Origin of the sequence: Pseudomonas sp. KK18 (assembly GCF_037094675.1) — a bacterium.
Taxonomy (GTDB): domain Bacteria; phylum Pseudomonadota; class Gammaproteobacteria; order Pseudomonadales; family Pseudomonadaceae; genus Aquipseudomonas.
Map to the genome: position 1 here is coordinate 2,750,635 of NZ_CP146605.1, position 25,014 is coordinate 2,775,648.

Consider the following 25,014-nt stretch of genomic DNA (forward strand, 5'->3'; position numbering starts at 1 on the left):
AGTAAAAAATTTGGTGACTGACACACCGCATTCGCGAGCAAGCCCGCTCCCACATTTTAGACCGTGGCCATCTGTGGGATCCGGGTTGGACTCATCGCCGCCATCGCCACCGAAGTCGCCGCCGTGCGCGTCTCCACTCCCAGCTTCACATACACATGCTCCAGATGCTTGTTCACCGTCCTCGGACTCAACCCAAGAATGTCGCCAATATCCCGATTGGTCTTGCCACACGCCACCCAACGCAGCACTTCCACCTCCCGCTCCGTCAGTTGAAACCGCGCCGACAATAGCTTGTGCGCCGGCTCATCCTCCAGGGTGATCACGCTCGGCTGTGTCGCCGCCCGCGCCGACAGCAAAATCCGCGACGTACGCAAATGCGCCGCCACCCGCGCCAGCACTTCATCGGTCTGGATCGGCTTGGTCACGTAATCGCTGCCGCCCACCTCGAACCCCTGCACCACATGCTTGCTGTCGGTGAGCCCGGTCATGAACACCACGGGAATGTCCGCGCTGGCCGGTTGCGCCTTGAGCCGGCGGCAGGTTTCAAATCCGTCCAGCCCGGGCATCACCGCGTCCAGCAGGATCAAATCCGGGCGCCGGCGTTGCACGCGGTTCAGCGCGCTGAGGCCGTCCAGCGCCACCAGCACCATGTAGCCGGCGTCGTCCAGGGCGTCGGAGAGCATGGCCAGGTTGTCCGGGGTGTCGTCGACAATCAGCACCACGCCGGGCTCAGCGCTGTGGGTCAAGGCATTCATCTTCGGCCTCCTTCAGGATGCGGTTGAGTTCTTCCAGGCGAAAGCTTTTCAGCAAGGCCCGGAGCTTGTTGATGAACGGTGCGGTACCTGGGCAGTCCAGCACGATGGCGTCGAGCTTTTCATGCAAACCACGCACATAGCCAATGGCGCTCAGTTCGGCGAGCACCGCGAGTTCTTCTGCGCTGGGTAGCGCGCCCTGGGGCGCGACCGGCGCGGCTGTCGGTGTGCGGCGACGCAGCCATTGCAAGTCCAGGTGCAGTTGCAGGCGCCCGAGCAGTTCCGGAGTGCGCACCGGCTTGGCCAGGTAGTCGTTGCAGGCGCCGGCGATGCTGCGTTCGCGGTCGTCGGTGAAGGCGTTGGCGGAGATGATGATTATCGGCGCGGTGGACAACGCGTTACGCCGGATCAGCCTGCTGGTGGCCCAGCCGTCCATGGTCGGCATCGACAGGTCCATCAGGATCAGGTCCGGCGACAGCAGCGCCACCTGGCGGATCGCCTCCTGGCCGTTGCTGGCCTGGGACACCTCGAAGCCCAGGGGCGTGAGCATGCCGCTGAGCACCTTGCGATGGTCCACGTGGTCATCCACCACCAGGATGCGCCGTCGTTCGCCGTGGTAGCCGATGATGTCGTGCTCCACATGCACCACGGCTTGCGGCACGCGGACCTGGGACAGGAACAGCCGTACCTGGAAGCAGGTGCCCTTGTCCAGCTCGCTGACCACCCGCAATTCGCCGCCCATCAGCGAGGTCAGCATGCGTGTGATGGTCAGGCCCAGACCCACGCCCTTGTCCTGGCGCATCAGGTCGCCGCGTTCGAACGGCTGGAAAATCCGCTCGATCTGTTCGGGGTCAATCCCGATGCCGGTGTCGATGATTTCGAAGTTGGCGGTCTCGCGCATGTAGCTGACCCGCAGGCGCACCTCGCCGCTGTCGGTAAAGTTGATCGCGTTGCCCAGCAGGTTGATCAGGATCTGCCGCACGCGTTTTTCATCGCCGCGCACTACGGCGGGGATCTTGCCCACGCAGTCCAGGCGAAAGCGCAGGCCCTTGTCTTCGGCCTGGGGGGTGAACATCTGCTCCAGGTCGTGGATCAGTTCCGGGAAGGGGATTTCGGTGAGCTCCAGGCGCAGCTTGCCGGCCTCGATCTTCGCCACGTCCAGCAGGCCGTCGATCAGCGACAGCAGGTGCGAGCCGCTGCGCAGGATGGTCGCCAGGGCGTCCTGATGCTGTTCGGGCATGGCACTGTCGCGCTGCAGGATCTGGGTGAAGCCGAGGATGCTGTTGAGCGGCGTGCGCAGCTCGTGGGACAGCCCGGTGACGTAGCGACTCTTGGCCGCGTTCGCTGCTTCCGAGGCTTCCTTGGCCTGTTGCAGGGCCTGGTCGGTGAGGCTGTGGGCGGCGATCTCCTGCATCAGCAGCGAGGTTTGCCGGTCGGATTCTTCCTGGGCCACCCGCCGGCTTTCGCGGGTGAGTACTACCCACCAGGCGAGTACGGCGGCCAGCACCGAGAGCGTGAGGAACGCCTTGAAAAACGCCTGGTACAAGGTTTGCGAATGGGGCAAACCCTGGGCTGCCTGCATGTAGATCAGCGCCAGGGCCCCGGCGAGCATCAGTACCAGCGCCAGTAACAAGCCCAGGTAGTGCGCGAGCCGGGTATGCAGGCGCGGTACCAGCGTGGTCGGCAACAACCAGCGCAACACCCCTTCGAACTGGCTGGCCAGGCGCGCGTGGGGTTTGCAACGGTCGCCGCAACGCGCATCCAGTGAGCAACAGAGCGAGCAGATCGGCGTGCTGTAGGCCGGGCAGAACGCCATGTCGGCGGTCTCGAACGGGTTGCTGCACAGCCCGCAGATCACCAGGCCGGTGCCGGGTTGCGGGTGAATCAATTGCGCCTCGCTGCTGCGCGCAATGTAGTAGCGGCCCTTGGTCAGCCACGCCAATAGCGGCGCCATGATTAACGCGGTACCCAGCGCGACAAACGGTGGCGCAGCCTGGGCCAGGGCGCCGAACAGGCCGAAGTGGGCGAGGATCGACAGCAGCGAGGCAATCAGCATCGAGCCGACGCCCACCGGGTTGATGTCGTAGAGGTGCGCACGCTTGAATTCGATGTGCTTGGGTGACAGGCCCAGGGGCTTGTTGATTACCAGGTCCGCTACCAGCGTGCCGATCCAGGCAATCGCGATATTCGCGTAGAGCCCCAGCACCTGCTCGATCACATCGAACACGCCGAGCTCCATCAGCATCAGCGCAATGGCGACGTTGAACACCAGCCACACCACGCGGCCGGGGTGGCTGTGGGTCACGCGGGCAAAGAAGTTCGACCAGGCCAGGGAGCCGGCGTAGGCGTTGGTCAGGTTGATCTTCATCTGCGAGATGAACACGAACAGCACCATCGCCCCCAGCGCCCATTCGGGAGAGGAGAACACATAGCCGAACGCGACGAGGTACATCTGGGTTGGCTCGGCGGCGCGCTCCATGGGGATTTCATGTTGCAGGGCGAGGAACGCCAGGAACGCCCCGGCGAACATTTTCAACGCCCCCGGCACGATCCAGCCGGGCCCGGCGCATAACAGCGCGGCCCACCAGCGCTTGCGGTTGGCGCTGGTTTTTTCCGGAAGGAAGCGCAGGTAGTCCACCTGTTCGCCGATCTGCGTGACCAGCGACAGCGCCACGGTGCAGGCGGCGCAGAACGACAGCAGATTGAAGTCGCCACCGTCGCTGCTGCGGCCGACAAAGCTGGTCCAGTCGCTGAAGGCCTCGGGGTTCTTCCACAACACGAAGCCATAGGGCAGCACCAGCAGCACCAGCCACAACGGTTGCGTCCACAGTTGCAGGCGGCTGATCAGCGTTACGCCGTAGGCCACCAGCGGGATCACCAGCAGTGAACAGATGACATAGGCGATGGCCAGCGGGATATGGAAATACAACTCCAGGGCCAGGGCCATGATCGCCGCTTCCAGGGCGAAGAACAGGAAGGTGAAGCTGGCGTAGATCAGCGAGGTGATGGTGGAGCCGATGTAACCGAAGCCCGCGCCGCGGGTCAGCAGGTCCATGTCTACGCCATAGCGGGCGGCGTAGTAGCTGATGGGCAGGCCGGTGAGAAAGATCACCAGGCTGATGGCGAGGATCGCCCAGAAGGTGTTGGTAAAGCCGTAGCTCAAGGCCAATACGCCGCCGATGGCCTCCAGCGCCAGGAACGACACCGCGCCCAAGGCGGTGTTGGCGATGCGCAGTTCCGACCATTTGCGGAAGGACTTCGGGGTGTAGCGCAGGGCGTAGTCTTCCATGGTCTCGTCGGCGACCCAGGAGTTGTAGTCGCGGCGGATCTTGACGATGCGCTGGGTGCCGGGGAGGGGGTGCACGGTGGGGAACTCCTGCAAGGATGGGGAGATGGCAGCAATATTCGTGCCCCAGTCCTGCGGGGTGCGCTCTTCGTGGCGAGGGAGCTTGCTCCCGTTGGACTGCGAAGCAGGCCCAGCAAGACCACTTCATTTTTCCAGGCAGAACCGGGTCGCCGGTTTTGGGGCCGCTGCGCAGCCCAACGGGAGCAAGCTACCTCGCCACAGGGGGTTCCTTTCCCAAGGCGGGCGGGATCCTGCTCGAAAATGGTGCGTAACGGCATACGTCAAATGACGTATCCCGTTACGTCAGGCTGCGTATACCCGCCGTGGCCACCTGCCGCCATGCTGAACCCCTCATTGCAGAGGAGTCGCCCCATGGAATCACGATTGATCCGCTCCAAACCGTTGTTGGCTTTATCACTGCTGGCGGCGAGTCTGTTCAGCCATGGCGTCATGGCCGACAACGAAGGCCTGGCGGTGACGCCGACCGAAGTCACCGTCGGCCAGTTGCACTCGGCCACCGGCACCATGGCGATTTCCGAAACCGGTTCGATCCAGGCCGAACGCCTGGCCATCGAGCAGATCAACGCCTCGGGCGGGATCCTCGGGCGGCAGATCAAGGTGATCCAGGAAGACGGCGCGTCCGACTGGCCGACCTTCGCCGAAAAGGCCAAGAAACTGCTGGTGAACGACAAGGTGGCTGCAGTGTTCGGCTGCTGGACCTCCGCTTCACGTAAAGCCGTATTGCCGATCTTCGAGAAAGAAAACGGCCTGCTCTACTACCCGACCTTCTATGAAGGCCTGGAACAGTCGAAAAACGTGATCTACACCGGCCAGGAAGCGACCCAGCAAATCCTTGCCAGCCTCGACTGGATCGCCAAGACCAAGGGCGCCAAAACCTTCTATCTGGTGGGCTCGGACTACATCTGGCCGCGCACCTCGATGAAGATCGCGCGCAAGCACATTGAAAACGTGCTGCACGGCACCGTGGTCGGCGAAGACTACTACCCGCTGGGCAACACCCAGTTCGGTTCGCTGATCAACAAGGTCAAGCTGAAAAAGCCTGACGTGGTGTTTGCGGCCGTGGTGGGCGGCTCCAACGTGGCCTTCTACAAACAGCTCAACGCAGCGGGCGTGAACGCGTCCAAGCAAACCCTGTTGACCCTGTCGGTGACCGAAGACGAACTGCTGGGCATCGGCGGCGAAAACATGGCTGGCTTCTATGCCTCGATGAAGTACTTCCAGAGCCTCGACAACCCGAACAACAAAGCCTTCGTGGAAGCGTTCAAGGCCAAGTACGGCAAGGATGCAGTGATCGGTGATGTGACCCAGGCGGCCTACCTCGGCCCATGGTTGTGGAAAGCGGCGGTGGAGAAGGCCGGCAGTTTCGACGTGGATAAAGTCGTCGCCGCATCGCCTGGCATCGAGCTGAAAAACGCGCCGGAAGGCTATGTGAAGATCCACGAAAACCATCACCTGTGGAGCAAGTCGCGCATTGGTGAAGTGCAGCCAAACGGGCAGTTCAAGGTGATCTACGAGTCGGATCTGATCGAGCCGAATCCGTTTCCGAAAGGCTATCAATAACCTCGGGTCTGGCGCTGATCTGAATGTGGGAACTGGTTTTGTGTGGGAGCGGGCTTGCTCGCGAAAGCGGTGAATCAGTGAGTGCATCCGGTACTGACACACCGTATTCGCGAGCAAGCCCGCTCCCACACAAGCCAGCTCCCACATAAAGCAGAAGCAGATTGCATTTCAACCTCCCGCTCAGGAGACCATCATCATGGAATGGCTATCGGAATTTGGAGCCATCGCGGCGATGCAGGGGTTCAACGGCTTGTCCGTGTTCTGCGTGCTGTTGCTGATGGCATTGGGACTGGCAATCATCTTCGGCCAGATGGGCGTGATCAACATGGCCCACGGTGAGTTCCTGACCATTGGCGCCTACACCACCTACGTCTGTTCCAGCCTTACCGCGCATTTCGCGCCAGGCTTTCAGCCGTACTACTTTTTCGTTGCCATTGCCCTGTCATTCCTCGTCGCCGGCGCCGTGGGCTGGCTGGTGGAATGGGCGATGATCAGCCGCTTGTACAAGCGGCCCCTGGACACTTTGCTCGCCACCTGGGGTTTGTCCCTGGTGATGCAGCAAACCTTCCGCTCGGTGTTCGGCGCCCGTGAAGTGAGTGCCGAACCGCCGGCCTGGCTGATGGGTTCGGTGAACCTCAGCGACGCCATCGAGATCCCGCGCAACGGCCTGTTCATGATGGGCCTGACCGTGCTGCTGACCGGGGCGATCTTCGTCATGCTCTACCGTTCGCGCTGGGGCTTGCAGGTGCGCGCCACCGTGCAGAACCGCTTGATGAGCCGGGCGGTGGGCATCAACACGCGCAAGGTCGACCGCATGACCTTCGCCCTCGGCTGCGGCGTGGCGGGCGTGGCCGGTGCGGCGTTCACCACCATCGGCTCCACCGGGCCGACCGCCGGTTCGCAGTACATCGTCGACACCTTCCTGGTCGTCGTATTCGGCGGCGCGCAAAGCCTGTTCGGCACCATTGCCTCGGCGTTCGTGATTGCCCAGACCCAATCGCTGTCGGAGTTTTTCCTCAGTGGCTCGATGGCCAAGGTGCTGACGCTGTCGTCGGTGATCCTGATCCTGATGCTGCGCCCGCAAGGGTTGTTCTCCATCAAAGTGCGCAAGTAGAGGCGAACCGATGAAGGCTCTAGACAAACTGCTGGGCGGCCAGCAAAACCTGATCGGCATCGTGCTGTTGGCGCTGTTGATCCTCGTGGTGTTCCCGCTGACCCTGGACGCCTTCCGGCTGAACATGGTCGGCAAGTACCTGACCTACGCGTTCGTCGCGGTGGGCCTGGTGCTGTGCTGGGGCTATGGCGGGATTCTCAGCCTCGGGCAGGGGGTGTTTTTCGGCGTCGGCGGCTACTGCATGGCGATGTTCCTGAAGCTTGAGGCCTCGGACCCGATCAGCACCAAGATCCAGTCCACCCCGGGCATCCCGGACTTCATGGACTGGAACCAGATCACCGAATTGCCGTGGCTTTGGCAGCCGTTCCACAGCTTCACCTTCACCCTGTTCGCGGTGATTGCGGTGCCGGTGCTGCTGGCGTTCATCATTGGCATGGCGCTGTTCAAGCGGCGGGTGGGCGATGTGTATTTCTCCATCGTCACCCAGGCGATTGCGCTGATCCTCACGGTGCTGATCGTCGGCCAGCAAGGCCTTACCGGTGGTGTCAATGGCATTACTGACCTCAAGACCCTGCTGGGCTGGGACCTGCGCGGTGACGGCGCGAAGATGATCCTGTACTTCATCAACGCCGGGCTGTTGTTCGGCTGCATCTTCATTGGCCGTTTTATCCTCGCCTCGAAGCTGGGCCGGCTGTTGATGGCCATGCGCGACAAGGAAGAGCGGGTACGGTTTTCCGGGTATGACGTGGCCAGTTTCAAGATTTTCGTGTTCTGCGTGGCGGCGGCGTTCTCGGCGATTGGCGGGGCGATGTTTGCCTTGCAGGTGGGCTTTATGTCGCCGTCGTTCGTGGGCATCGTGCCGTCCATCGAGATGGTGATCTTTGCCGCGGTGGGCGGGCGCATGTCACTGCTGGGCGCGGTGTATGGCGCGTTGCTGGTGAACTATGGCAAGACCTACTTTTCCGAATCCTTCCCTGAGCTTTGGCTGTACCTGATGGGCGGGTTGTTTATCGCCGTGGTCATGTACTTCCCCAACGGCCTGGCGGGGTTGTGGGACAGCCATGGTCGCCAGGCCCTGGCCCGAGTGTTGCGGCGCAAGCCGGTGGTCAAGGCCGAGCCCGCGAAGATCAAGCCCAAGGCTGAAGCCAAGATCCTGGAGACACAGCCATGACCGCCGTCGGTTTTGAAATGAAGAAACCGGTGTTGGCTATCGAAGGCCTCACCGTGTCATTCGATGGCTTCAAGGCTGTCGACAACCTCAACCTGTATATCGACCGCAATGAAGTGCGGGTGGTGATCGGGCCCAACGGCGCCGGCAAAACCACGGTGCTGGATTTGATCTGCGGCAAGACCCGCGCCACCAGTGGCAGCATCCAGTTCGACGGCCAGGAACTGACCAAAATGCGCGAATACAACATCGTGCGCGCTGGGGTAGGGCGCAAGTTCCAGAACCCATCGATCTACGAAAACCTCACGGTGTTTGAAAACCTCGAGATGTCGTATCCGGCCGGGCGCAAGGTGTGGGGCGCGCTGTTTTTCAAGCGTAATGCCCAGGTGATTGCGCGGGTCGAGGAGGTGGCGCGGGAAATCTTCCTCGGCGACTTGTTGCAGCAGCAGGCGGACCTGCTGTCTCACGGGCAAAAGCAGTGGCTGGAGATTGGCATGCTGCTGATGCAAGACCCTGAATTGCTGATGCTCGACGAGCCGGTGGCCGGGATGAGCGTCAACGAGCGGGCGCAAACGGCCGAGTTGCTCAAGCGCATCAGCCAGGGGCGCTCGGTGTTGGTGATCGAGCATGACATGGAGTTCGTCAAGAGCATTGCCCACAAGGTCACGGTTTTGCATCAGGGCAAGGTGCTGGCCGAGGGCAGCATGGAGTCGGTGCAGAGCAATCCGAAAGTCATTGAAGTGTATTTGGGCCACTGAGGAGTCGGGCATGTTCAAGATCGACAAACTGTCGTGTGGGTACGGGCAGAGCCAGATTCTTCACGACCTGGAGCTGGATGTGGCGAAGCGTGAGATCGTCGCGGTGATGGGGCGCAACGGGATGGGCAAGACCACGTTGTTCAAGAGCCTGATGGGTATTTTGCCGCAGTGGCAGGGGCAGGTGAGTGTGGATGGGCATGATGTGTCTGCGCTTGAAACCCATGAGCGGGTGGAGCGGGGGATTGCCTATGTGCCGCAGGGGCGGATGATTTTTCCCAGCATGAGTGTGTTGGAGAATATTCAGACTGGGTTGCCGGCGGCGGCCCGGGGCAGGGTGCCTGAGGATTTGTATGCGCTGTTTCCGGTGCTGTATGACATGCGTTCGCGCAAGGGTGGGAATTTGTCTGGGGGGCAGCAACAGCAGTTGGCGATTGCCCGGGCGTTGGCGACGAATCCCAAGGTGTTGTTGCTCGATGAGCCGACTGAGGGGATTCAGCCTTCGATCATCAAGGACATTGCTCGTACGCTTAAGGAGATTCGCAATTTGCGGGATTTGACGATTGTTGTTTCTGAGCAGGTGTTGTCGTTTACTTTGGAAATTGCTGATCGGTTTTTGGTGATTGAGAAGGGGAGGTTTGTGATTGAGGAAACTCGGGATCGGGTGGATGAGGCGACTATCAGTCGGTACTTGTCGGTTTGACCTGGCTGGGTACATATCCGTTATTTGGGTAACGGCGGCTTATGGTTTCGCTCTTACAGCGAGTCACTTTGCAAAAGCGTGTACGGACCGGACACATGGTGGACACATGTGCGGGGACATGGTTGACACATTATGAACCGTAATCAGGCTGTTTCACGTCGATCGTTCGCAAAAAATGATGGCAGAAATAGACGTCAAATAGCCCGTCACTCTCAGTGTTGGGACGTAGTGCGATGTGATGTCCGGCCAGGCCTTTGGCGATCCTGAAATAGCGCTTCTGAAACTTAAATCGGCTGTGATAAACCTTGGCCTTTAAATCGTCCGGCCCGTACTCAAACGCCAAAAGCGTCTCCGGATAAGCCCAGGGGCTTTCTCGGTATCGGTCCATTGGAACCTTGTAATCCAGGGCTTGATGAGGGCGTTGATGGTTATAAACCTCTCGCCATTGATCAAGATTTGTTTGCGCTTCTGCAAGCGTCCGAAAATGGCGGCCGTTGAGCACTTCAGCCTTGAGTGACCGATGAAATCGTTCGATTTTCCCATTGGTTTGAGGGTGGAAAGGCCGACTGAAACTTACTCTGATACCTAGGCGAACGAGCCAGATACTCAGTTCCGTGATCTCCCCCGGATTACGCGGAGAGCCCCATGGGGGCCCGTTATCGACGTTGATACGAGCTGGTAAACCGTAGCGCCGAAAAACCGCGATCAACTGCTCCTGTACCGTGGCTGTGCGCTCGTTGGCACAGGCTTTGATTGCCAAGTTGAAACGAGAATGGTCGTCCAAAACAGTTAGCGGATGGCATCGGCCTTGTTGCGTTGGGAAATGCCCTTTGAAATCCATCTGCCAAAGATCATTGGGCGCGTCGTGTTCAAACCTCAACCTTGCTGCCTGTAACTCTTTTGGGACCGTTTGAACCAAACCATGGCGATGTAAGACATTGGTGACAGTGCTAGGAGCGATACGCTTATCTAACAGATTGCTGATCGTGCGGCCGCCCCAGGCTGGATGCTCCCGCCTAATTGCCAAGACTTCAGTCTCCAGCGCGGGCTCGGTAAGTTTTGGGCTAGTGGCTGGCCTGCGGGATTTCTCCAGCAGACCTTGCTGGCCTTGTTCTTCGTAGCGACCGAGCCACTTGTACGCGGTTTGGGGACTGATACCGAACCGTCGACACAGTTCTCGTTTATTGCTGCCGGGTTGCCGGGCTAAGGCAACGAACTCTTTTTTCAGGCTCATGGCGTCTCTCGTATTCCAGGGCATGATGGTTTTCCGGCGTAGTTAGCTCGCCGAAAAGTGTCAACCATGTCCCCGTACACCCGTCAACCATGTGTCCGGTCCGTACAAAAAGCGGCAAAGTAACCAAAGCGCTCTGCCCCGCCTGTCGGCGCCTCGCCTAGGCTCGGCGTTCCCTCACTCCGGCATTGCTCCGCGGGCCGCCGCGATGGGCCATCCTTGGCCCAGCGCGGCTAAACCGGCGTCCTGCCGGTTTACCCGCTCCGCAATACCTGCGTTCGGCCTTGGGCTTATTGGGGCAGTCAGAGCAAGATCAAGATCAAAAGCAAGAGCACGGCGGCCTGAAAGCCGACCTGAGTGTTAAAAGCCAAATCAAAAACCAGAGCGAAAGCAGAGCTGCTTTTCTGTAGGAGCTGGCTTGCCGGCGATGCAGACACCTCGGTACATCAGACACACCGAGGCGATGCCATCGCCGGCAAGCCAGCTCCTACAGTGCACCGTGCCCGCTTTAGCTTTTGATTTTGCTTCTAAACACTCAAGCCGGAGTAGGGCACTCCTCGCCTAGGCGAGGAGCCGAGTGGTGGGGCAAGAGCGTTTTGCTTACTTTTGACTGGGCCGGCATTCCGGCTGTTCAAAAGTGAGCCGCTGTAAGAGCGGAACCGATACAAGCCATCACCCAAATAATGGATATACACACCGCCCGTCACAGCTCCAGCCGAACCTGCGCACACAACCCCCCGCCGTCCCGGTTGCTCAACGTCAACTCCCCACCAATCGCCACCGCCAGTTGCTGGGCAATCGCCAACCCCAGCCCTGTACCACCAGTGCCACGATTACGCGAACTCTCCACCCGGTAAAACGGCTGCATCACCTGCACCAGTTCATCCTCGGCAATCCCCGGCCCCCGGTCCAGCACCTTGATCGAAAGCTCACCCGCCGCCGTCGACCCCACCTCCAACTGCGCCTCCCCGGCAAATTTCAGCGCGTTGTCCACCAGGTTCACCAGCACCCGACGCAACGCATGGGGCCGCGTATCCAAAACCACCGCGCTTTTACCGGTCAAACTCACTTGCTTGTTCATATCCTGGTAATCAAACACCAGGCTGTCGAGAAACGCATCCAGGTCGATCCGGCAACTGGCCTCGGTGGACCCATGCACACTGCGGGCATACGCCACACCCTCGCGCACCAGATGCTCCATTTCCCCCAGGTCACTCCAGAGCTTTTCCCGGTCCACCGAGTCCTCCATGAACTCGGCACGCAATTTCATGCGGGTGATCGGCGTCTGCAAGTCATGGGAGATCGCCGCCAGAATCTGCATGCGCTCCTTGAGGTACTCGGCAATCCGTTTCTGCATTTCGTTGAACGCCGCCGCCGCATGCGCCACCTCGGTGGGGCCGGTTTCGTCCAGCGGCGTCGGGCGGGCATTCGGGTCGAGGGTTTCCACCGCCCGTGCCAGGCGTGTCAGTGGGCGGATGGCGATGCGCACGGCGATCCAGGTGCACACCAGCAACACCACCAGTTGCAGCACCAGTACCACCGGCAGCCAGAACGCAAACGGGATCGGCTTGGGATAGACATCAATCGTGACCGGGCTGCCATCGGCCAGGGTCAGGTGCGCCTGGAAGTGTTTTTGCAGGCCCGGGATGTCGCGGAACGTCAGCGGGTAGTGCTCGCCCAACGCATCGGAAATCGACGTCGCGGCCATGGGCACGTTGTCGCTGGCCATCGGCTCGCCGGGTTCGCCGGCATTCAGCAGGTAGCGGTAGGCGTTGCGGTCGAGGCGCGGCAGCCAGCTGGCACGCTCGGCGGCGGGCAGGCGGTCGAGGATCGCGATCGACGTCGATACGTCGTTTTCCAGGTTGCCCAGCATTACGCTGCGGGCACTCATGTAGCGTTCATAGAACTGCGCACTGAACGACAGGGCGTTGGCGCACAGCAGGCTGACGATGAAAATTACCGTCAGTTGCGCCGCGAGGGTGCGCGGCCAGCGGAACGTGAGGGTCATGCCGGGTCCCCAAGGATTTCCACGGCCAGGGAGAACACATAGCCTTCGCTGCGCACGGTCTTGATGTAGGCCGGTTCGCGGGCGTCGTCCAAAAGGCGCTGGCGCAGGCGGCTGACCAGCAGGTCGATGGAGCGGTCGAACAGGTCCGCGTCCCGGCCCTGTGTCAGGTTCAGCAACTGGTCACGGTTGAGCACCCGTTGCGGATGGTCGAGGAAGACGCGCAGCAAACGGTATTCGGCACCGCTCAAGGCCACCAGGGTGTTGTCTTCGTCCAGCAGATGGCGGGCGGTGGTGTCCAGGCGCCAGCGGCCAAAGCGGATCAGCCGGCCGCTTTCGGTCACCACCAGGTTTGGCGGCAGCATCCGTGTGCGCCGCAGCACGGCGTTGATGCGGGCCAGCAGTTCACGGGCGGCGAAGGGCTTGACCAGGTAATCGTCGGCGCCCATTTCCAGGCCGATGATGCGGTCGGTTTCATCGTTGCGCGCGGTGAGCATCAGGATCGGCGTGGCCTTGTGCTTGCCCACCCGCAGTTCGCGGCACAGCTGCAAGCCGTCGTCGCCGGGCATCATGATGTCCAGCACGATCAGGTCCACGGGCGTGGTGTCGAGGAAGCTGCGCATCTGCCGGCCGTCAGCCACCACGGTGGTGCGCAGGCCGTTCTTTTTCAGGTAGTTGCCCACCAGTTCGCGGATCTCCCGATCGTCATCGACAATCAGAATGTGATCGACGTGATCCATGCTGCCTTCCTCGTTGATTAGTCATTGATGCGCAGTCTAGCCACTGGCGGCGGGCTTGCCTTGTGCCCTTTGTATTGCAGTGTATCTGGCGGTGACGAGATACACATCGACGCAAAAATCCGGGCCTGGCCGACACAATCCGGATACCTCGCAAGGTTCAAATGAGCCCATCGAGGTAATCCGCCTCGGCCCACTTGAACCCCCGGGGAACCACCCATGACTATCAAAGCTGCCTATGCCAGTTGCCTGTTTGCCTTACTCACTGGCCTGAGTGTTGCCGCCCATGCCGAAACCACCGCCAGCCAGCCGGATATCCACCAGGTGCTGTCGATCTCCGAGGAGTCCGGTGGCGCGCTGTGCGGCATCGTCAACTCGAAACTGACCTACCTCGATTCCGAGGGCCAGCGCCACGTCCTCGACTACCGCAAATTTTCCAGCAATTGCCTTGAAGGCAGCTGAGGAGACCGGCCATGACCCCACTCAACAGCTTTCTCAGCGCCCTGGCGTTTTCCCTAGCGGGTGTGGCGGCGGATGTGAATGCCGCCACCGCGAAAAAACTCACTGGCAGTGAAACCTGCTTCCAGAACACGCCGCTGGCGCAAAACGGCGCGGCTCGCAAACGCGCCGAAACACCCCCGGCCACGAGGTGACACCCATGAACTTCATCCGATACCTGCGCCGCTCAAAAGGCCTGCTGCTGTTGGCACTGGTGGTTGCCTTGGTCGGCGTGCCCAAGGCGGTGAACTACCTGATCAACAACGTCGACGCCGAAAGTTTCAGCCAGTCCGATGAGCGCATGCCGTCCCTCGACGGCGCGGTGGCCTGGCTCAACTCGCCGCCGCTGACGGCCGAGGGCCTGAAGGGCAAGGTGGTGCTGGTGGATTTCTGGACCTACGACTGCGTCAACTGCCAGCGCAGCCTGCCGTACGTCAATCAGTGGGCGAAGAAGTACGCCAGGGACGGGTTGGTGGTGATCGGTGTGCACACGCCGGAAAACGCCTATGAGAAAGTCCTGGATAACGTACGCAGCCAGGTCAAGAAGCTGGACATCCATTACCCGGTGGCCATCGACAACGACTACCGCATCTGGCGCGCCTTCGATAACCAGTACTGGCCGGCCCATTACTTCTTCGATGCCACCGGCAAAGTGCGCTACAGCCATTTCGGCGAGGGCCGCTACGACAATCAGGAGAAAGTCATCCAGGCCTTGCTGGAAGAAGCCAGGGCAGCGAACGCGCCAACCTAAGCTAATGCCAAAAAGGTATTTATTGCGGGGTTTTTAGATCGTTTAGCTTCACCACTCCACGTACCTGTTCATGGAGTGAGCACCCAATGTCGCACCCGCTGGCAATCAATACCTTGCCCCTGCTGGACCTGGCGCTGCTCGACGGCAGCCCGGCCCAGCGTGGGCAGTTTCTCGATGACCTGCGCCACGCTGCGCGGCATATCGGTTTTTTCTACCTCACCGGCCACGGCATCGACGCCGGGTTGCTCACCCAGGTGCAGCAGCAGGCGCGCCGGTTTTTCGCCTTGCCGGAGGCCGACAAGCTTGCTGTCGGCATGATCAACTCCCCGCACTTTCGCGGCTACAACCGCGCCGCGTCGGAGATCACCCGGGGGCAGCCGGACCTGCGTGAGCAGTTCGACCTCGGCGCCGAGCGCGAGCCGCTGCAGCAAGGCCCGGATTCACCGGCCTGGTCGCGCCTGCAAGGCCCCAACCAGTGGCCTGCCGCGTTGCCTGAACTCAAGCCCTTGTTACTGGCCTGGCAGCAGGCGATGACGCAGATGTCCCTGCGCCTGTTGCGCGCCTTTGCCCAGGCCTTGTCGCTGCCGGAAAACGCTTTCGACCCGCTGTATGGCGCCAAGCCCAATGAACACATCAAGCTGATCCGCTACCCCGGCCGCCACGCCCAGCAGAGTCGCCAGGGTGTCGGTGCCCACAAGGATTCCGGCTTTCTCAGCTTCCTCCTGCAAGACCAGCAGGCCGGCCTGCAAGTGGAAGTGGAGGAGGGCCGCTGGATCGACGCCTCGCCGCGCCCCGACACCCTGGTGGTGAACATCGGCGAGTTGCTGGAACTGGCCACCAACGGCTACCTGCGTGCCACGGTGCACCGGGTCGAATCGCCGCCCCTGGGCAGCGAGCGTTTGTCCCTGGCGTTTTTCCTCGGTGCGCAACTGGACGCGGTGGTGCCGGTGTATCAGTTGCCGCCCGAGTTGCTGCGCGATGCCCACGGCCCCACCAGTGACCCGCGTAACCCGCTGCTGCGGGACGTCGGCTGGAACTACCTCAAGGGCCGCCTGCGTTCCCATCCGGATGTCGCCCAACGGTTTTACGCCGATGCCACGATTCCCCAAGCCCTGTCCGCCTGATAAGGAACATCACCATGCTCAAGAAAACAGCCCTGGCCCTGGCCGTCCTGATTGCCTCCTTCGACGCGCAGGCCGCCGAGGCCCTGCGTGTGGCGGCGGACCCGATTCCCCACGCGCAAATCCTCGAATACGTGCAGAAGCTCGACCCGCAGCTGCAGCTGAAAATCATCGAAATCCCCAACGGCGTGAACTCCAATGAACTGCTGGCCCACGGTGATGTGGACGCCAACTACTTCCAGCACTTGCCGTACCTGCACTCCCAGGAACAGGCTCTCGGCCAGAAATTCACAGTGGCGGCCACCGTGCATATCGAGCCGCTGGGTATCTATTCCCATCGCCACACCAGCTTTGCCCAGGTGCCGGATAAAGGCACCGTGGCCGTGCCCAACAACGTCACCAACCTGAGCCGTGCGCTGTACCTGCTGCAAGCCAACGGCCTGATCACGCTCAAGCCCGGTTTCAACGACCCGGCCAAGGACCAGGCAACGCCCAAGGACATTGCCGAGAACCCCAGGCACCTGAAGATCCTCGAGATCGAATCACCACAGATTCCTCGTGCCCTGGATGATGTCGACCTCGCCGTGATCAATGGCAACTACGCCCTCGAGGCCGGCCTGTCACCGGCCAAGGATGCCCTTGGGCTGGAAAAAGCCCAGGGCAATCCCTACGCGAATATCCTCGTGACCACCCCGAAATTGCAGGACGACCCACGGATCAAACAGCTGGCAAAGGACCTGAATTCGCCGGAGGTGGCCAAGTTCATCACCGAAAAATATGCAGGTTCGGTGATTCCGGTAGCTGTCGAATGATCGTCGTCGAGCAGGTCAGCAAAACCTACGCCGATGGCCAGCCGCCGGCGCTGGATAACGTGTCGTTGCAGATTGCCGATGGTTCGATCTTCGGGATCGTGGGGCGGAGCGGGGCGGGCAAGAGTACTTTGCTGCGTTGCCTGAACCTGCTGGAGCGCCCGACTTCCGGGCGCATCCTCATGGACGGCCAGGACCTGACGCTGCTCAGTGACAAGCAATTGCGCCAGCAACGCCAGCGTATCGGCATGATCTTCCAGGGTTTCAACCTGCTGCATTCACGCAACGTCGCCGACAATGTGGCGGTGCCCCTGGAAATCGCCGGCCAGCCCAAGGCCGAGCGCGTTGCCCGGGTCAAGGAATTGCTGGAACTGGTCGGCCTGAGTGACAAGGCGCTGGCGTTTCCGTCGCAACTGTCCGGCGGCCAGAAGCAGCGCGTCGGCATCGCCCGGGCACTGGCGGCGCGCCCGGATTATTTGCTGTCGGACGAAGCCACCAGCGCCCTCGACCCGGAAACCACCGCGTCGATCCTGGAACTGCTGCGCAGTATCAATCGGCAACTGGGGGTGACCATCGTGTTGATCACCCACGAGCTGGATGTGGTCAAGGCTATCTGCGACAGCGCGGTATCCCTGGCCAATGGGCGCGTGGTGGAAAGCGGCAGCCTGATTCAATTGCAGGCCGACCCCGCCTCAAGCCTGGGCCGCTCACTGGCCCCCAGCCTGCCAGCGGTGAGGGCAGTATGAAAACGGACTGGAACGACATCCTGCAACTGCTGCTCACGGCCACTGGCGAAACCCTGTACATGGTGCTGCTGGCGGCGGTCTTTACCTTGCTGATCGGCCTGCCCCTGGGGGTGCTGCTGTTTGTCAGTCGCCGCGGCGGGCTGTTCCCCTTGCCACGGGTGAACCGTGTGCTGGGTGCGGTGATCAACCTGGGCCGCTCATTGCCCTTTGTGGTGATGCTGATTGCCTTGATTCCGCTGACCCGGCTGATCGTCGGCACCACCCTGGGCAGCACCGCCGCCGTGGTGCCGATCACCATTGGCGCCTTTCCGTTCTTTGCGCGGATTGTCGAAAACGCGCTGGACGAAGTGGACAAGGGGCGTATCGAAGCCATCGTTGCCATGGGCGGGGATATTCGGCATGTGATCTTCAAGGTGCTGCTGCCGGAGGCGCTCCCTGCGTTGCTTGCGGGGTTGACCCTGACCCTGGTGATGCTGATCGGCTTTTCGTCCATGGCGGGGGTGATTGGCGGTGGCGGCCTGGGGGACCTGGCGATTCGTTATGGGTACCAGCGTTTCAATAACCAGATCATGGTGGTGACGGTGATTGTGTTGGTGGTGCTGGTCCAGGGCGTGCAAAGCCTGGGGGATCGTTGCGTGAGGTCGCTGGCGCATCGTCGATAAACGGTTATGTACTAATGAATTTTTAATATTTCTAGTTATATGCGTGACTGAGTAAAGTTCCCTTACGTACCTTCACCTCGTCGCCGGGAAATACTCTTCATGAACCGTCCCCACGGGCATCCCACGCCGATCCTGACTTTGCCCCAGGGCGAAAAAGACCCGTTGTCGATTCGCGCCAAGGCACTGGTTTTTGCCGACCCGCGTTCCCTGCAACTGCTCGAATATTTGCAACGTGTTGGCCCCAGTGAAGCGCCGGTGTTGATCAATGGCGAGACCGGCACCGGCAAGGAGCTGGTGGCGCGCTATATCCACAGCGCCAGCGGCCGCACCGGTGCGTTTGTGCCGGTGAACTGTGGGGCCATCAGCGAGAACCTTGCGGAAAGCGAATTTTTTGGGCATGAGGCCGGCTCGTTTTCCGGGGCCTCGGGGCGGCGGATCGGCTGGTTTGAAGAAGCCGATGGCGGGACCCTGTTCCTCGATGAGATCGGTGACTTGCCGCTGCCGTTGCAGGTGAAGCTGCTGCGGGTATTGCAGGAGCAGGAAGTGGTGCGAGTGGGGTCGCGCAAGCCGATCAAGATCAATATCCGGCTGGTGACGGCCACCAACATCGACCTGGAGCAGGCGGTGGAGGCGGGCAACTTTCGTCTTGACCTGTTCTATCGCATCAACGTGGCGCAGGTGCAGGTGTTGCCGTTGCGTGAGCGGCCGCTGGATATCCTGCCGTTGGTTGAGCATTTTCGGCGGCTCTACAGTGCCAGGTTGAAAATCGCCGAGCCGATGTTGTCGGAGTCGGCGACCCAGGCGTTGCTGGATTATCCGTGGCCGGGGAATATTCGTGAGCTGGAGAATGTGGTGCACCTGGCGCTTTTGGTGGCTGGGGACAGGCCGATCATGCCGTCGCACTTGAAGTTTTCTGCGGGGTTGAGTGCGATGCATGCCAGCGTTAACAGCGGGGCGCCGAGGATTCCGCAGGAGGTGGTGCGGGAGCAGTTGCTACGGTTGTTCGAGGTGCCGGGGGATTCGTTGTTGCACGATATCGAGGATTTGATCGTGCGGGAGGCGTTTGCGTTTTGTGGGTTTAATCAGTTGCGTACGGCGGAGTTGTTGGGGGTGACGCGCAATGCCATGCGGACGCTTTTGGTGAATCATGGGATGCTCAAGGGGCGGGTTAAACCCTGATTTTTTGGTGTACATATCCGTTATTTGGGTAACGGCGGCTTATGGTTTCGCTCTTACAGCGAGTCACTTTGCAAAAGCGGCAAAGTAACCAAAGCGCTCTGCCCCGCCTGTCGGCGCCTCGCTGTGGCTCGGCGTTCCCTCACTCCGGCACCGCGAAGCGGGCCGCCGCGACGGGCCATCCATGGCCCGGCGCGGCTAAACCGGCGTCCTGCCGGTTTACCCGCTCCGCAATACCTGCGTTCGGCCTCGGGCTTATTGGGGCAGTCAGATCAAAAGCAAAAGCAAAAGCACAGCGGCCTCCCGGCCGGCTTGAGTGTTAAAAGCATAAGCAAAGACCAGAGCGAAAACAGATCTGCTTTTCTGTGGGAGCGGGCTTGCTCGCGAAAAACCTGAGGTCGCCGCGTTCATCCAGAATGCCCGCGTCATCGTTAACGACCTTCGCGAGCAAGCCCGCTCCCACATTTTGGACCGTGCCCGCTTTAGCTTTTGATTTTGCTTTTAACACTCAAGCCGGCCGGTAGCCCCCGGTGTCAGGGTAGTTGTCGTGCCCCCACTTTTTTAAAAACATTCCGGGGGCGGCAAGAGTATGGTCATGCCTTTCTACTCAGAAGAGCGCAAAGCTGCGCTGCTAAAAATGATGCTTCCGCCCCTGAGCCTCTCGGCGGCGGAGGTCGCTCGCCGCGAGGGTTGCAGCGATATGTCTCTCCATTATTGGCGCAAGCAAGCCGCTGCCAGAGGAACGCAATTGTCCGACACCAAACAACCTGTTGAGAATTGGTCAGCCGAATCCAAAATGGCGGTCATCATAGAAACAGCAGCTCTGTCAGAGCTGGAACTGGGTGAGTACTGCCGGCGAAAAGGGATTTTTCCTGAGCAAATCACTGATTGGCGCAATGCATTTATCGCCAGTAGCACCCAGCAAACAAAGGTTAAAAATGTAAACACCGGCCAGTCGAAGAACGATAAAAACCGTATCCGCGAGCTTGAGCGCGAACTGCGGCGCAAGGATGCGGCATTGGCTGAGACAGCGGCGTTACTGGTGTTGCGAAAAAAGCTCAATGCCTACTGGGGGAGCGACGACGAGGGCAACTGACCTTGTTGCCAGAACGGTATTTACTCGTTGGTTGGCTTAATGAAGCCATCGCGGCGGGCGCCCGCAGGGCGCCTGCTTGTCTGGAGGTCGGCATTTCGCTACGGACTGAATCGCCCCGGGTTTCGTAGACACCTCCATGCCTTAAAATGAGGCCCATTAGGAGGTGCCATGAGCAACCAGCGTTATCCCGAAGAGTTCAAAATCCAGGCGGTCAACCAAGTGACCGAAAAGCAGCTTCCTGTCTCGGAGGTGGCTGCCCGATTGGGTGTGTCCGTGCACAGCCTCTACGCCTGGATTAAGCGCTACACCAAGCCCCAAGAGCAGCGCGTTCAGGAGGACGATCAGAGTGCCGAGCTTCGCCGTCTACGTGCTGAGCTAAAGCGGGTGACGGAGGAGCGAGACATCTTAAAAAAGGCCGCCGCGTACTTTGCCAAGGAGTGCGGCTGAAGTACGCCTTTATTAAGCAGCTTGCGGGTGACTACTCCATTCGACGTCTTTGTCTGACGCTGAAGGTTCATCCCAGCGGCTACTACGCATGGCTATCCGAACCAAAATCTGCGCGAACCAAGGATGATCAACGACTGCTCGGTTTGATCAAGCATTCCTGGCTGGAAAGCGGTGGTGTTTATGGTTATCGCAAGATCCATGATGACCTGCGCGAGGTCGGCGAGAGCTGTGGCCGCCATCGGGTGGCTAGGTTAATGCGCCTTGAGGGTTTGCGTTCTCAAACTGGGTATCGGCGACGCCCAGGAAAATCTGGCGGCAAACCAGCGGTTGCCTCACCAAATTTATTGAAGCGCCAGTTCGATGTCAGAGAGCCCAACAAAGTCTGGGTCACCGACATCACCTACATCCGAACATATGAAGGCTGGCTGTATTTGGCCGTGGTGCTCGATCTGTTTTCACGCCAAGTCGTTGGCTGGTCAATGAAGTCACAAATGACGAGCGACTTGGCCATCGATGCACTGCTAATGGCGGTGTGGAGGCGTAAGCCGAAGCAGGAAGTAATGATTCACTCTGATCAGGGCAGCCAGTACAGCAGCTCTGATTGGCGCAGCTTTTTAAAGGCCAACAACCTGGTCGCCAGCATGAGCCGTCGAGGTAACTGCCACGACAACGCCGTAGCTGAGAGTTTTTTCCAGCTGCTGAAACGGGAACGAATCAAGAGAAAAATCTACACCACGCGGCAAGATGCTCGTGGGGATGTATTCGATTACATCGAGATGTTTTACAACCCAAAACGACGTCATGGTTTCAACAATCAACTGTCACCGGTAGAGTTTGAAAAGCGTTACACAGCGAGCTTGGAGAGTGTCTAGAAAACCCGGGGCGATTCAGACACTGCAACGCTGGAGTTTGCCTGAAAAAATACTGGCCGATGGGCGTACCACAACCTCAAGACCCGTGCCCAGCAATGCGCTCAGCGATTTCGAGCGCCAGGCCATCGTAGCGCTGTGCAACAGCAAGGCTTACGCGCATCTGCCCCCGAGTCAGATCGTGCCACAACTGGCGGACGAGGGGCGTTATGTAGCCTCAGAGGCGACGTTTTATCGTGTGTTGCATGCCGCAGGCCAGCAACATCGTCGTTCACGTGCCAAGCGACCTCATCGTCATCCGGCACCCACCACTCATGCGGCGACAGCCGCGAACCAGGTGTGGTCGTGGGACATCACGTACCTGCCGTCACCCATTCGAGGGAAGTTTTACTACCTCTACCTGATCGAAGATATCTACAGCCGAAAGGCGGTGGGCTGGGAAGTTTACGACGTAGAAAGTGGTGAAAAAGCAGCAGTATTACTGCAACGAAGCGTGACCCAGGAACAGTGCTGGCGCCAGCCGCTGGTGCTGCACTCTGACAACGGCGCGCCGATGAAGTCGGTGACGCTGCTGACCAAGATGTACGATCTGGGCATCACGCCATCTCGTGGTCGACCGCGGGTCAGCAATGACAACCCGTATTCGGAATCACTGTTCAGGACGCTGAAATACTGCCCGCAGTGGCCACTAGATGGTTTTAGCAGCCTGGATGATGCGCGTGTTTGGGTGAGGGACTTTATGACCTGGTACAACACCGAGCATCGTCATAGCCGAATCCGTTTTGTGACACCGGCTCAACGTCACGAGGGAAAAGACCGGGAAATCCTGGCCCGGCGCGATGCAATCTACGGGCAAGCTAGAGAAAAGAGACCGGAGCGTTGGTCTGGTGAGACACGCAACTGGAAGCCAGCCGGAACGGTATATCTGAACCCCGAAAGGGAGCTGACAGTGAGCATCAAGGTCGCGTAGCACGATGGTGGACGCGACAACTACCTTGAAAAACGCCGGTAGGCCGCTGTGCTCTTGATCTGCTTTTGATCTTGATCTTGGGCGCCCCGTTAAACCACGCTGGCCGAACGCAGGCTTTGGAGCGTGGGTAACCCGGCAGGACGCCGGGTTAGCCGTCCTGGGCCAGGGATGGCCCATGACGGCGGCCCACGGTCCAAAGCCGGAGTGAGGGCACACCGAGCCTAGGCGAGGTGCCGAGTGGTGGGGCAAGAGCGTTTTGCTTACTTTTGCGCTTTTCAAAAGTGAGCCGCTGTAAGAGCGGAACCAATATCAGCCATAACCGAAGAAACGGATATGTACTCAATCAACCCCGACCCACCTCAACATCCCTCCCCGAAGCCCCAATCCTGCGCAACAAAGGCAACACCTCCGCCCCCACATGAATCGACTCTTCCAGATGCGGAAACCCCGAGAGAATAAAGCTGTCCACCCCAAGCTGGTGATACTCCTCGATCCGCTCCGCCACCCGCTCATAACTCCCCACCAGCGCCGTCCCGGCCCCGCCCCGTACCAGGCCCACACCGGCCCAGAGGTTGGCCGAAACCTCCAGCTCCCGCGCCCCACGCCCACGGCCTTTCATCAACTCGGTCTGGCGACTCTGCCCCACCGATTCATACTTGGCCATCTGCCGCTGCGCCTGGTCAATGGCGTCCTTGGGTATCTCCTCCAACAGCCGCTCCACATGCGCCCAGGCCGCCTCGTCAGTGCGATCGGCAAAGATGTGCAAGCGCAACCCAAAGCGCAACGTCCGCCCCTGCATCGCGGCCAACTCACGCATCCGCAGCACCCGCTCGGCAATCATCGCCGGCGGCTCACACCACATCAGGTACGTCTGCCCATGGGCAGCCCCCACCTGCTCGGCAGCCTCGGAGGCACCCCCAAAATAGATCGCCGGCACCTCGGCCCCAGGCGCCACCGGCGTGTTGATCCCACTGCGGTAGTAGCGCCCCGGATGCGCCGGCTGCTTGCCAGCCCACACCGCCTGGAACACCTGCAAAAACTCCGCAGTACGCGCATAACGCTCATCGTGTTCGAGAAAGTCCCCCAACGAACGCTGCTCAAAACGGCTGGACCCCGTCACCACATGCAACGCCAGGCGATTCTCGCTGAGCAATTGCAAGGTCGCCGCACGGTGGGCGGTATAGGCCGGCAGCTCCATGCCTGGTCGCAACGTCAGGAGGAATTTAAGCCGTCGCACCTCCTGGGCCAGCACCGCGGTAATCAGCCACGGATCCTCGAAACCGCTGGCGGTGGGCACCATGATCCCGTCGAACCCGGCCTGTTCGGTAGCTCGCACGATCTGGCGCAGGTAATCGAGGGTGGGGGCACGTTCGCCTTGCTGGAACAGCCCGACCTTGGGCAGGCCGCTGCTGGTGAGGTGGCGGCCGTCGCCATTGGTGGGCAGGAACCAGTCGAGCTGGATCGGGGGGCGAACCTCAGTGTTCATGGTGCAGGCGCTCCTTGCGCAGGCCGTGTTGAAAAAGCAGCGGCAGGATCTGTTCACCAAAGCGCAGCACTTCGCCGACCGCCGGGCCGCCTTGCAGGATGATGTGGCCAAGGCCCAGGCCGTGCAGTTCCTGCAGGCGCGTGGCGATTTGGCGGGGCGTGCCCACCAGGATCAACGGTTGGCCAGGGTGCAGTTGCAGCAGGTTCGGGTGGATCTCCCACTGGCGCAACGGGTGACGGTCGCGGGGCACGGTGGCGATGCGGTGGTTGGGCAGGTCCTGGGTCGGCAGCAGGGCGGCGGCGGTTTCCCAGGCCAGGTCCTCGCTGTCGCCGATGACCAGGCCGAAGGTACAGGCGAAAGCCAGGCCCGGCTGAAGCTGGCGCCAGCGTTGTATTTCCTGGGCCAGCCACTGCGGATGCCCAGGCCGCAACAGGCAGACCTGGGCGTGGCCGGCCACCAGCGCGTGGCTTTGGCTGTCGTCCAGCACCAGTGGCGGCGCGGGCAGTTCGCGGCGGGCGACGCCGGCGTTTTCCAGTTGGAAATAGCGGCCTTGATAATCCAGGCCGCCGTCATTCGATGCCAGCAGTTGTTGGAGAATCTCCAGGTATTCGCCGATGCGTTCGCTGCGCTGGTCGCGGTTCAGCCATTCGCCAAACGCACTGCGCAGGCTGCCTTGTTCGCCGTCGGGCAAGTGCAGGCGCACCCGGTGGCTGCTGATCGATTGCAGGCTTTGCAGGGTGGTGGCCAGGGCCGCCGGCAGCATGACTTCCGGCGGTACGCTCACCGACAATTGCACCCGTCGGGTGTGGGCGCATAACGCCGCCGCCACACCGAGGCTGTCGGCACACAGCGCGCCGCCGGGGATCCACAGGCCGTCGATGCCGGCGTATTCCACCGCCTGGGCCAGCTGGATCCACTGCCCCGGCCGCGCCGCCCAGTCGGGGGTACAGAGGGGCATCAACCAACTGAATTCAAGGGGCATACACGGGCT

Annotated in this window: 20 protein-coding genes and 3 pseudogenes; 16 read left to right on the forward strand and 7 right to left on the reverse strand. The window is 60.7% G+C overall.

Annotation, left to right across the window (positions count from 1 at the left end; all coding sequences use genetic code 11):
* Positions 1–56 precede the first annotated feature (56 nt).
* Both V6607_RS12565 and V6607_RS12570 read right to left on the reverse strand, forming a co-directional pair.
* Positions 57–755 carry a response regulator gene (locus V6607_RS12565; protein ID WP_008430557.1) on the reverse strand — a complete coding sequence of 233 codons (699 nt, stop codon included), beginning with the start codon at positions 753–755 and terminating at the stop codon, positions 57–59.
* Complete coding sequence (locus V6607_RS12570; protein WP_134327648.1) at positions 730–4,116, reverse strand: ATP-binding protein; 3,387 nt, start codon at positions 4,114–4,116, stop codon at positions 730–732. Before V6607_RS12570 ends, V6607_RS12565 begins: the two co-directional genes overlap by 26 nt.
* A gap of 354 nt (positions 4,117–4,470) precedes the next feature.
* Here V6607_RS12570 and urtA point away from each other — a divergent pair, with 354 nt between their 5' ends.
* The 5 genes from urtA to urtE all read left to right on the forward strand — a co-directional run bounded on the left by urtA (position 4,471) and on the right by urtE (position 9,419).
* Entirely contained in the window at positions 4,471–5,679 is a 1,209-nt protein-coding gene (gene urtA, locus V6607_RS12575) for an urea ABC transporter substrate-binding protein (protein ID WP_003218263.1), read from the forward strand.
* Between the two features lie 196 nt (positions 5,680–5,875).
* Positions 5,876–6,793 carry an urea ABC transporter permease subunit UrtB gene (gene urtB, locus V6607_RS12580; protein ID WP_003218261.1) on the forward strand — a complete coding sequence of 306 codons (918 nt, stop codon included), beginning with the start codon at positions 5,876–5,878 and terminating at the stop codon, positions 6,791–6,793.
* A 10-nt stretch (positions 6,794–6,803) separates the two neighbouring features.
* Entirely contained in the window at positions 6,804–7,964 is a 1,161-nt protein-coding gene (urtC, locus tag V6607_RS12585; RefSeq protein WP_003218260.1) for an urea ABC transporter permease subunit UrtC, read from the forward strand.
* A complete protein-coding gene (gene urtD / locus V6607_RS12590; protein WP_003218258.1) occupies positions 7,961–8,719 on the forward strand; it encodes an urea ABC transporter ATP-binding protein UrtD in 759 nt (252 codons plus the stop codon). The genes urtC and urtD overlap by 4 nt, the downstream gene beginning before the upstream one ends.
* Before the next feature lie 10 nt (positions 8,720–8,729).
* Positions 8,730–9,419: an urea ABC transporter ATP-binding subunit UrtE gene (gene urtE / locus V6607_RS12595; RefSeq protein WP_008430563.1), complete on the forward strand. Its 690-nt coding sequence runs from the start codon at positions 8,730–8,732 to the stop codon at positions 9,417–9,419.
* 130 nt (positions 9,420–9,549) lie between these two features.
* On the opposite strand, the gene V6607_RS12600 is transcribed toward urtE, so the two are convergent.
* The 3 genes from V6607_RS12600 to V6607_RS12610 form a co-directional block, all read right to left on the reverse strand.
* Positions 9,550–10,677, reverse strand: coding sequence for an IS481 family transposase (locus tag V6607_RS12600; RefSeq protein WP_338739149.1), 1,128 nt, complete (start codon positions 10,675–10,677; stop codon positions 9,550–9,552).
* Positions 10,678–11,353: 676 nt separating this feature from the next.
* Positions 11,354–12,658: a HAMP domain-containing sensor histidine kinase gene (locus tag V6607_RS12605; protein ID WP_003212508.1), complete on the reverse strand. Its 1,305-nt coding sequence runs from the start codon at positions 12,656–12,658 to the stop codon at positions 11,354–11,356.
* A complete protein-coding gene (locus tag V6607_RS12610) occupies positions 12,655–13,395 on the reverse strand; it encodes a response regulator (RefSeq protein WP_003212510.1) in 741 nt (246 codons plus the stop codon). The genes V6607_RS12605 and V6607_RS12610 overlap by 4 nt, the downstream gene beginning before the upstream one ends.
* A 216-nt stretch (positions 13,396–13,611) precedes the next feature.
* Between V6607_RS12610 and V6607_RS12615 the strand changes: the two genes are divergently transcribed.
* The 11 genes and pseudogenes from V6607_RS12615 to V6607_RS12665 form a co-directional block, all read left to right on the forward strand.
* Complete coding sequence (locus V6607_RS12615) at positions 13,612–13,854, forward strand: DUF2790 domain-containing protein (protein ID WP_003212513.1); 243 nt, start codon at positions 13,612–13,614, stop codon at positions 13,852–13,854.
* A gap of 11 nt (positions 13,855–13,865) precedes the next feature.
* The gene (locus V6607_RS12620) at positions 13,866–14,045 is read left to right on the forward strand and encodes a hypothetical protein (protein ID WP_087695230.1); all 180 of its coding nucleotides are present in this window, start codon (positions 13,866–13,868) and stop codon (positions 14,043–14,045) included.
* 20 nt (positions 14,046–14,065) lie between these two features.
* Positions 14,066–14,641, forward strand: a pseudogene (locus V6607_RS12625) (thioredoxin family protein); the annotation flags it as partial.
* An 86-nt stretch (positions 14,642–14,727) separates the two neighbouring features.
* Positions 14,728–15,765, forward strand: coding sequence for an isopenicillin N synthase family oxygenase (locus V6607_RS12630; protein ID WP_003212519.1), 1,038 nt, complete (start codon positions 14,728–14,730; stop codon positions 15,763–15,765).
* A 14-nt stretch (positions 15,766–15,779) separates the two neighbouring features.
* The gene (locus V6607_RS12635) at positions 15,780–16,574 is read left to right on the forward strand and encodes a MetQ/NlpA family ABC transporter substrate-binding protein (RefSeq protein WP_003212522.1); all 795 of its coding nucleotides are present in this window, start codon (positions 15,780–15,782) and stop codon (positions 16,572–16,574) included.
* On the forward strand, positions 16,571–17,317 hold the full coding sequence (locus V6607_RS12640) for an ATP-binding cassette domain-containing protein (RefSeq protein ID WP_003212524.1): 747 nt from the start codon (positions 16,571–16,573) through the stop codon (positions 17,315–17,317). Before V6607_RS12635 ends, V6607_RS12640 begins: the two co-directional genes overlap by 4 nt.
* On the forward strand, positions 17,314–17,979 hold the full coding sequence (locus tag V6607_RS12645) for a methionine ABC transporter permease (RefSeq protein ID WP_003212526.1): 666 nt from the start codon (positions 17,314–17,316) through the stop codon (positions 17,977–17,979). The genes V6607_RS12640 and V6607_RS12645 overlap by 4 nt, the downstream gene beginning before the upstream one ends.
* A 99-nt stretch (positions 17,980–18,078) precedes the next feature.
* The gene (locus V6607_RS12650; protein WP_003212528.1) at positions 18,079–19,158 is read left to right on the forward strand and encodes a sigma-54 dependent transcriptional regulator; all 1,080 of its coding nucleotides are present in this window, start codon (positions 18,079–18,081) and stop codon (positions 19,156–19,158) included.
* Between the two features lie 592 nt (positions 19,159–19,750).
* A pseudogene (locus tag V6607_RS12655) lies at positions 19,751–20,358 on the forward strand (IS3 family transposase); the annotation flags it as partial.
* Between the two features lie 61 nt (positions 20,359–20,419).
* Positions 20,420–21,570 (forward strand): IS3 family transposase gene (locus tag V6607_RS12660; RefSeq protein WP_134326149.1). Its coding sequence is split into 2 segments (ribosomal slippage): positions 20,420–20,654 and positions 20,654–21,570, totalling 1,152 coding nucleotides; the frame shifts between segments, so codons are not numbered across the junction.
* Between the two features lie 10 nt (positions 21,571–21,580).
* Positions 21,581–22,537, forward strand: a pseudogene (locus tag V6607_RS12665) (IS3 family transposase); the annotation flags it as partial.
* 343 nt (positions 22,538–22,880) lie between these two features.
* On the opposite strand, the gene V6607_RS12670 reads toward V6607_RS12665, so the two are convergent.
* Complete coding sequence (locus V6607_RS12670; RefSeq protein ID WP_003218626.1) at positions 22,881–24,023, reverse strand: LLM class flavin-dependent oxidoreductase; 1,143 nt, start codon at positions 24,021–24,023, stop codon at positions 22,881–22,883.
* Positions 24,013–25,005: an LLM class flavin-dependent oxidoreductase gene (locus tag V6607_RS12675; RefSeq protein ID WP_134326215.1), complete on the reverse strand. Its 993-nt coding sequence runs from the start codon at positions 25,003–25,005 to the stop codon at positions 24,013–24,015. Before V6607_RS12675 ends, V6607_RS12670 begins: the two co-directional genes overlap by 11 nt.
* Between the last annotated feature and the right edge of the window lie 9 nt (positions 25,006–25,014).

What these genes read in the sequence shown, in the direction of transcription:
- V6607_RS12650 (WP_003212528.1), top strand. Translation starts at nt 18,079, where the DNA reads ATGAACCGTCCCCACGGGCATCCCACGCCGATCCTGACTTTGCCCCAG.
- V6607_RS12610 (WP_003212510.1), bottom strand. Translation starts at nt 13,395, where the DNA reads ATGGATCACGTCGATCACATTCTGATTGTCGATGACGATCGGGAGATC.
- V6607_RS12620 (WP_087695230.1), top strand. Translation starts at nt 13,866, where the DNA reads ATGACCCCACTCAACAGCTTTCTCAGCGCCCTGGCGTTTTCCCTAGCG.
- V6607_RS12645 (WP_003212526.1), top strand. Translation starts at nt 17,314, where the DNA reads ATGAAAACGGACTGGAACGACATCCTGCAACTGCTGCTCACGGCCACT.
- V6607_RS12670 (WP_003218626.1), bottom strand. Translation starts at nt 24,023, where the DNA reads ATGAACACTGAGGTTCGCCCCCCGATCCAGCTCGACTGGTTCCTGCCC.
- V6607_RS12600 (WP_338739149.1), bottom strand. Translation starts at nt 10,677, where the DNA reads ATGCCCTGGAATACGAGAGACGCCATGAGCCTGAAAAAAGAGTTCGTT.
- urtC (WP_003218260.1), top strand. Translation starts at nt 6,804, where the DNA reads ATGAAGGCTCTAGACAAACTGCTGGGCGGCCAGCAAAACCTGATCGGC.
- V6607_RS12675 (WP_134326215.1), bottom strand. Translation starts at nt 25,005, where the DNA reads ATGCCCCTTGAATTCAGTTGGTTGATGCCCCTCTGTACCCCCGACTGG.
- urtD (WP_003218258.1), top strand. Translation starts at nt 7,961, where the DNA reads ATGACCGCCGTCGGTTTTGAAATGAAGAAACCGGTGTTGGCTATCGAA.
- V6607_RS12635 (WP_003212522.1), top strand. Translation starts at nt 15,780, where the DNA reads ATGCTCAAGAAAACAGCCCTGGCCCTGGCCGTCCTGATTGCCTCCTTC.
- V6607_RS12565 (WP_008430557.1), bottom strand. Translation starts at nt 755, where the DNA reads ATGAATGCCTTGACCCACAGCGCTGAGCCCGGCGTGGTGCTGATTGTC.
- urtA (WP_003218263.1), top strand. Translation starts at nt 4,471, where the DNA reads ATGGAATCACGATTGATCCGCTCCAAACCGTTGTTGGCTTTATCACTG.
- V6607_RS12615 (WP_003212513.1), top strand. Translation starts at nt 13,612, where the DNA reads ATGACTATCAAAGCTGCCTATGCCAGTTGCCTGTTTGCCTTACTCACT.
- urtE (WP_008430563.1), top strand. Translation starts at nt 8,730, where the DNA reads ATGTTCAAGATCGACAAACTGTCGTGTGGGTACGGGCAGAGCCAGATT.
- V6607_RS12640 (WP_003212524.1), top strand. Translation starts at nt 16,571, where the DNA reads ATGATCGTCGTCGAGCAGGTCAGCAAAACCTACGCCGATGGCCAGCCG.
- V6607_RS12630 (WP_003212519.1), top strand. Translation starts at nt 14,728, where the DNA reads ATGTCGCACCCGCTGGCAATCAATACCTTGCCCCTGCTGGACCTGGCG.
- urtB (WP_003218261.1), top strand. Translation starts at nt 5,876, where the DNA reads ATGGAATGGCTATCGGAATTTGGAGCCATCGCGGCGATGCAGGGGTTC.
- V6607_RS12605 (WP_003212508.1), bottom strand. Translation starts at nt 12,658, where the DNA reads ATGACCCTCACGTTCCGCTGGCCGCGCACCCTCGCGGCGCAACTGACG.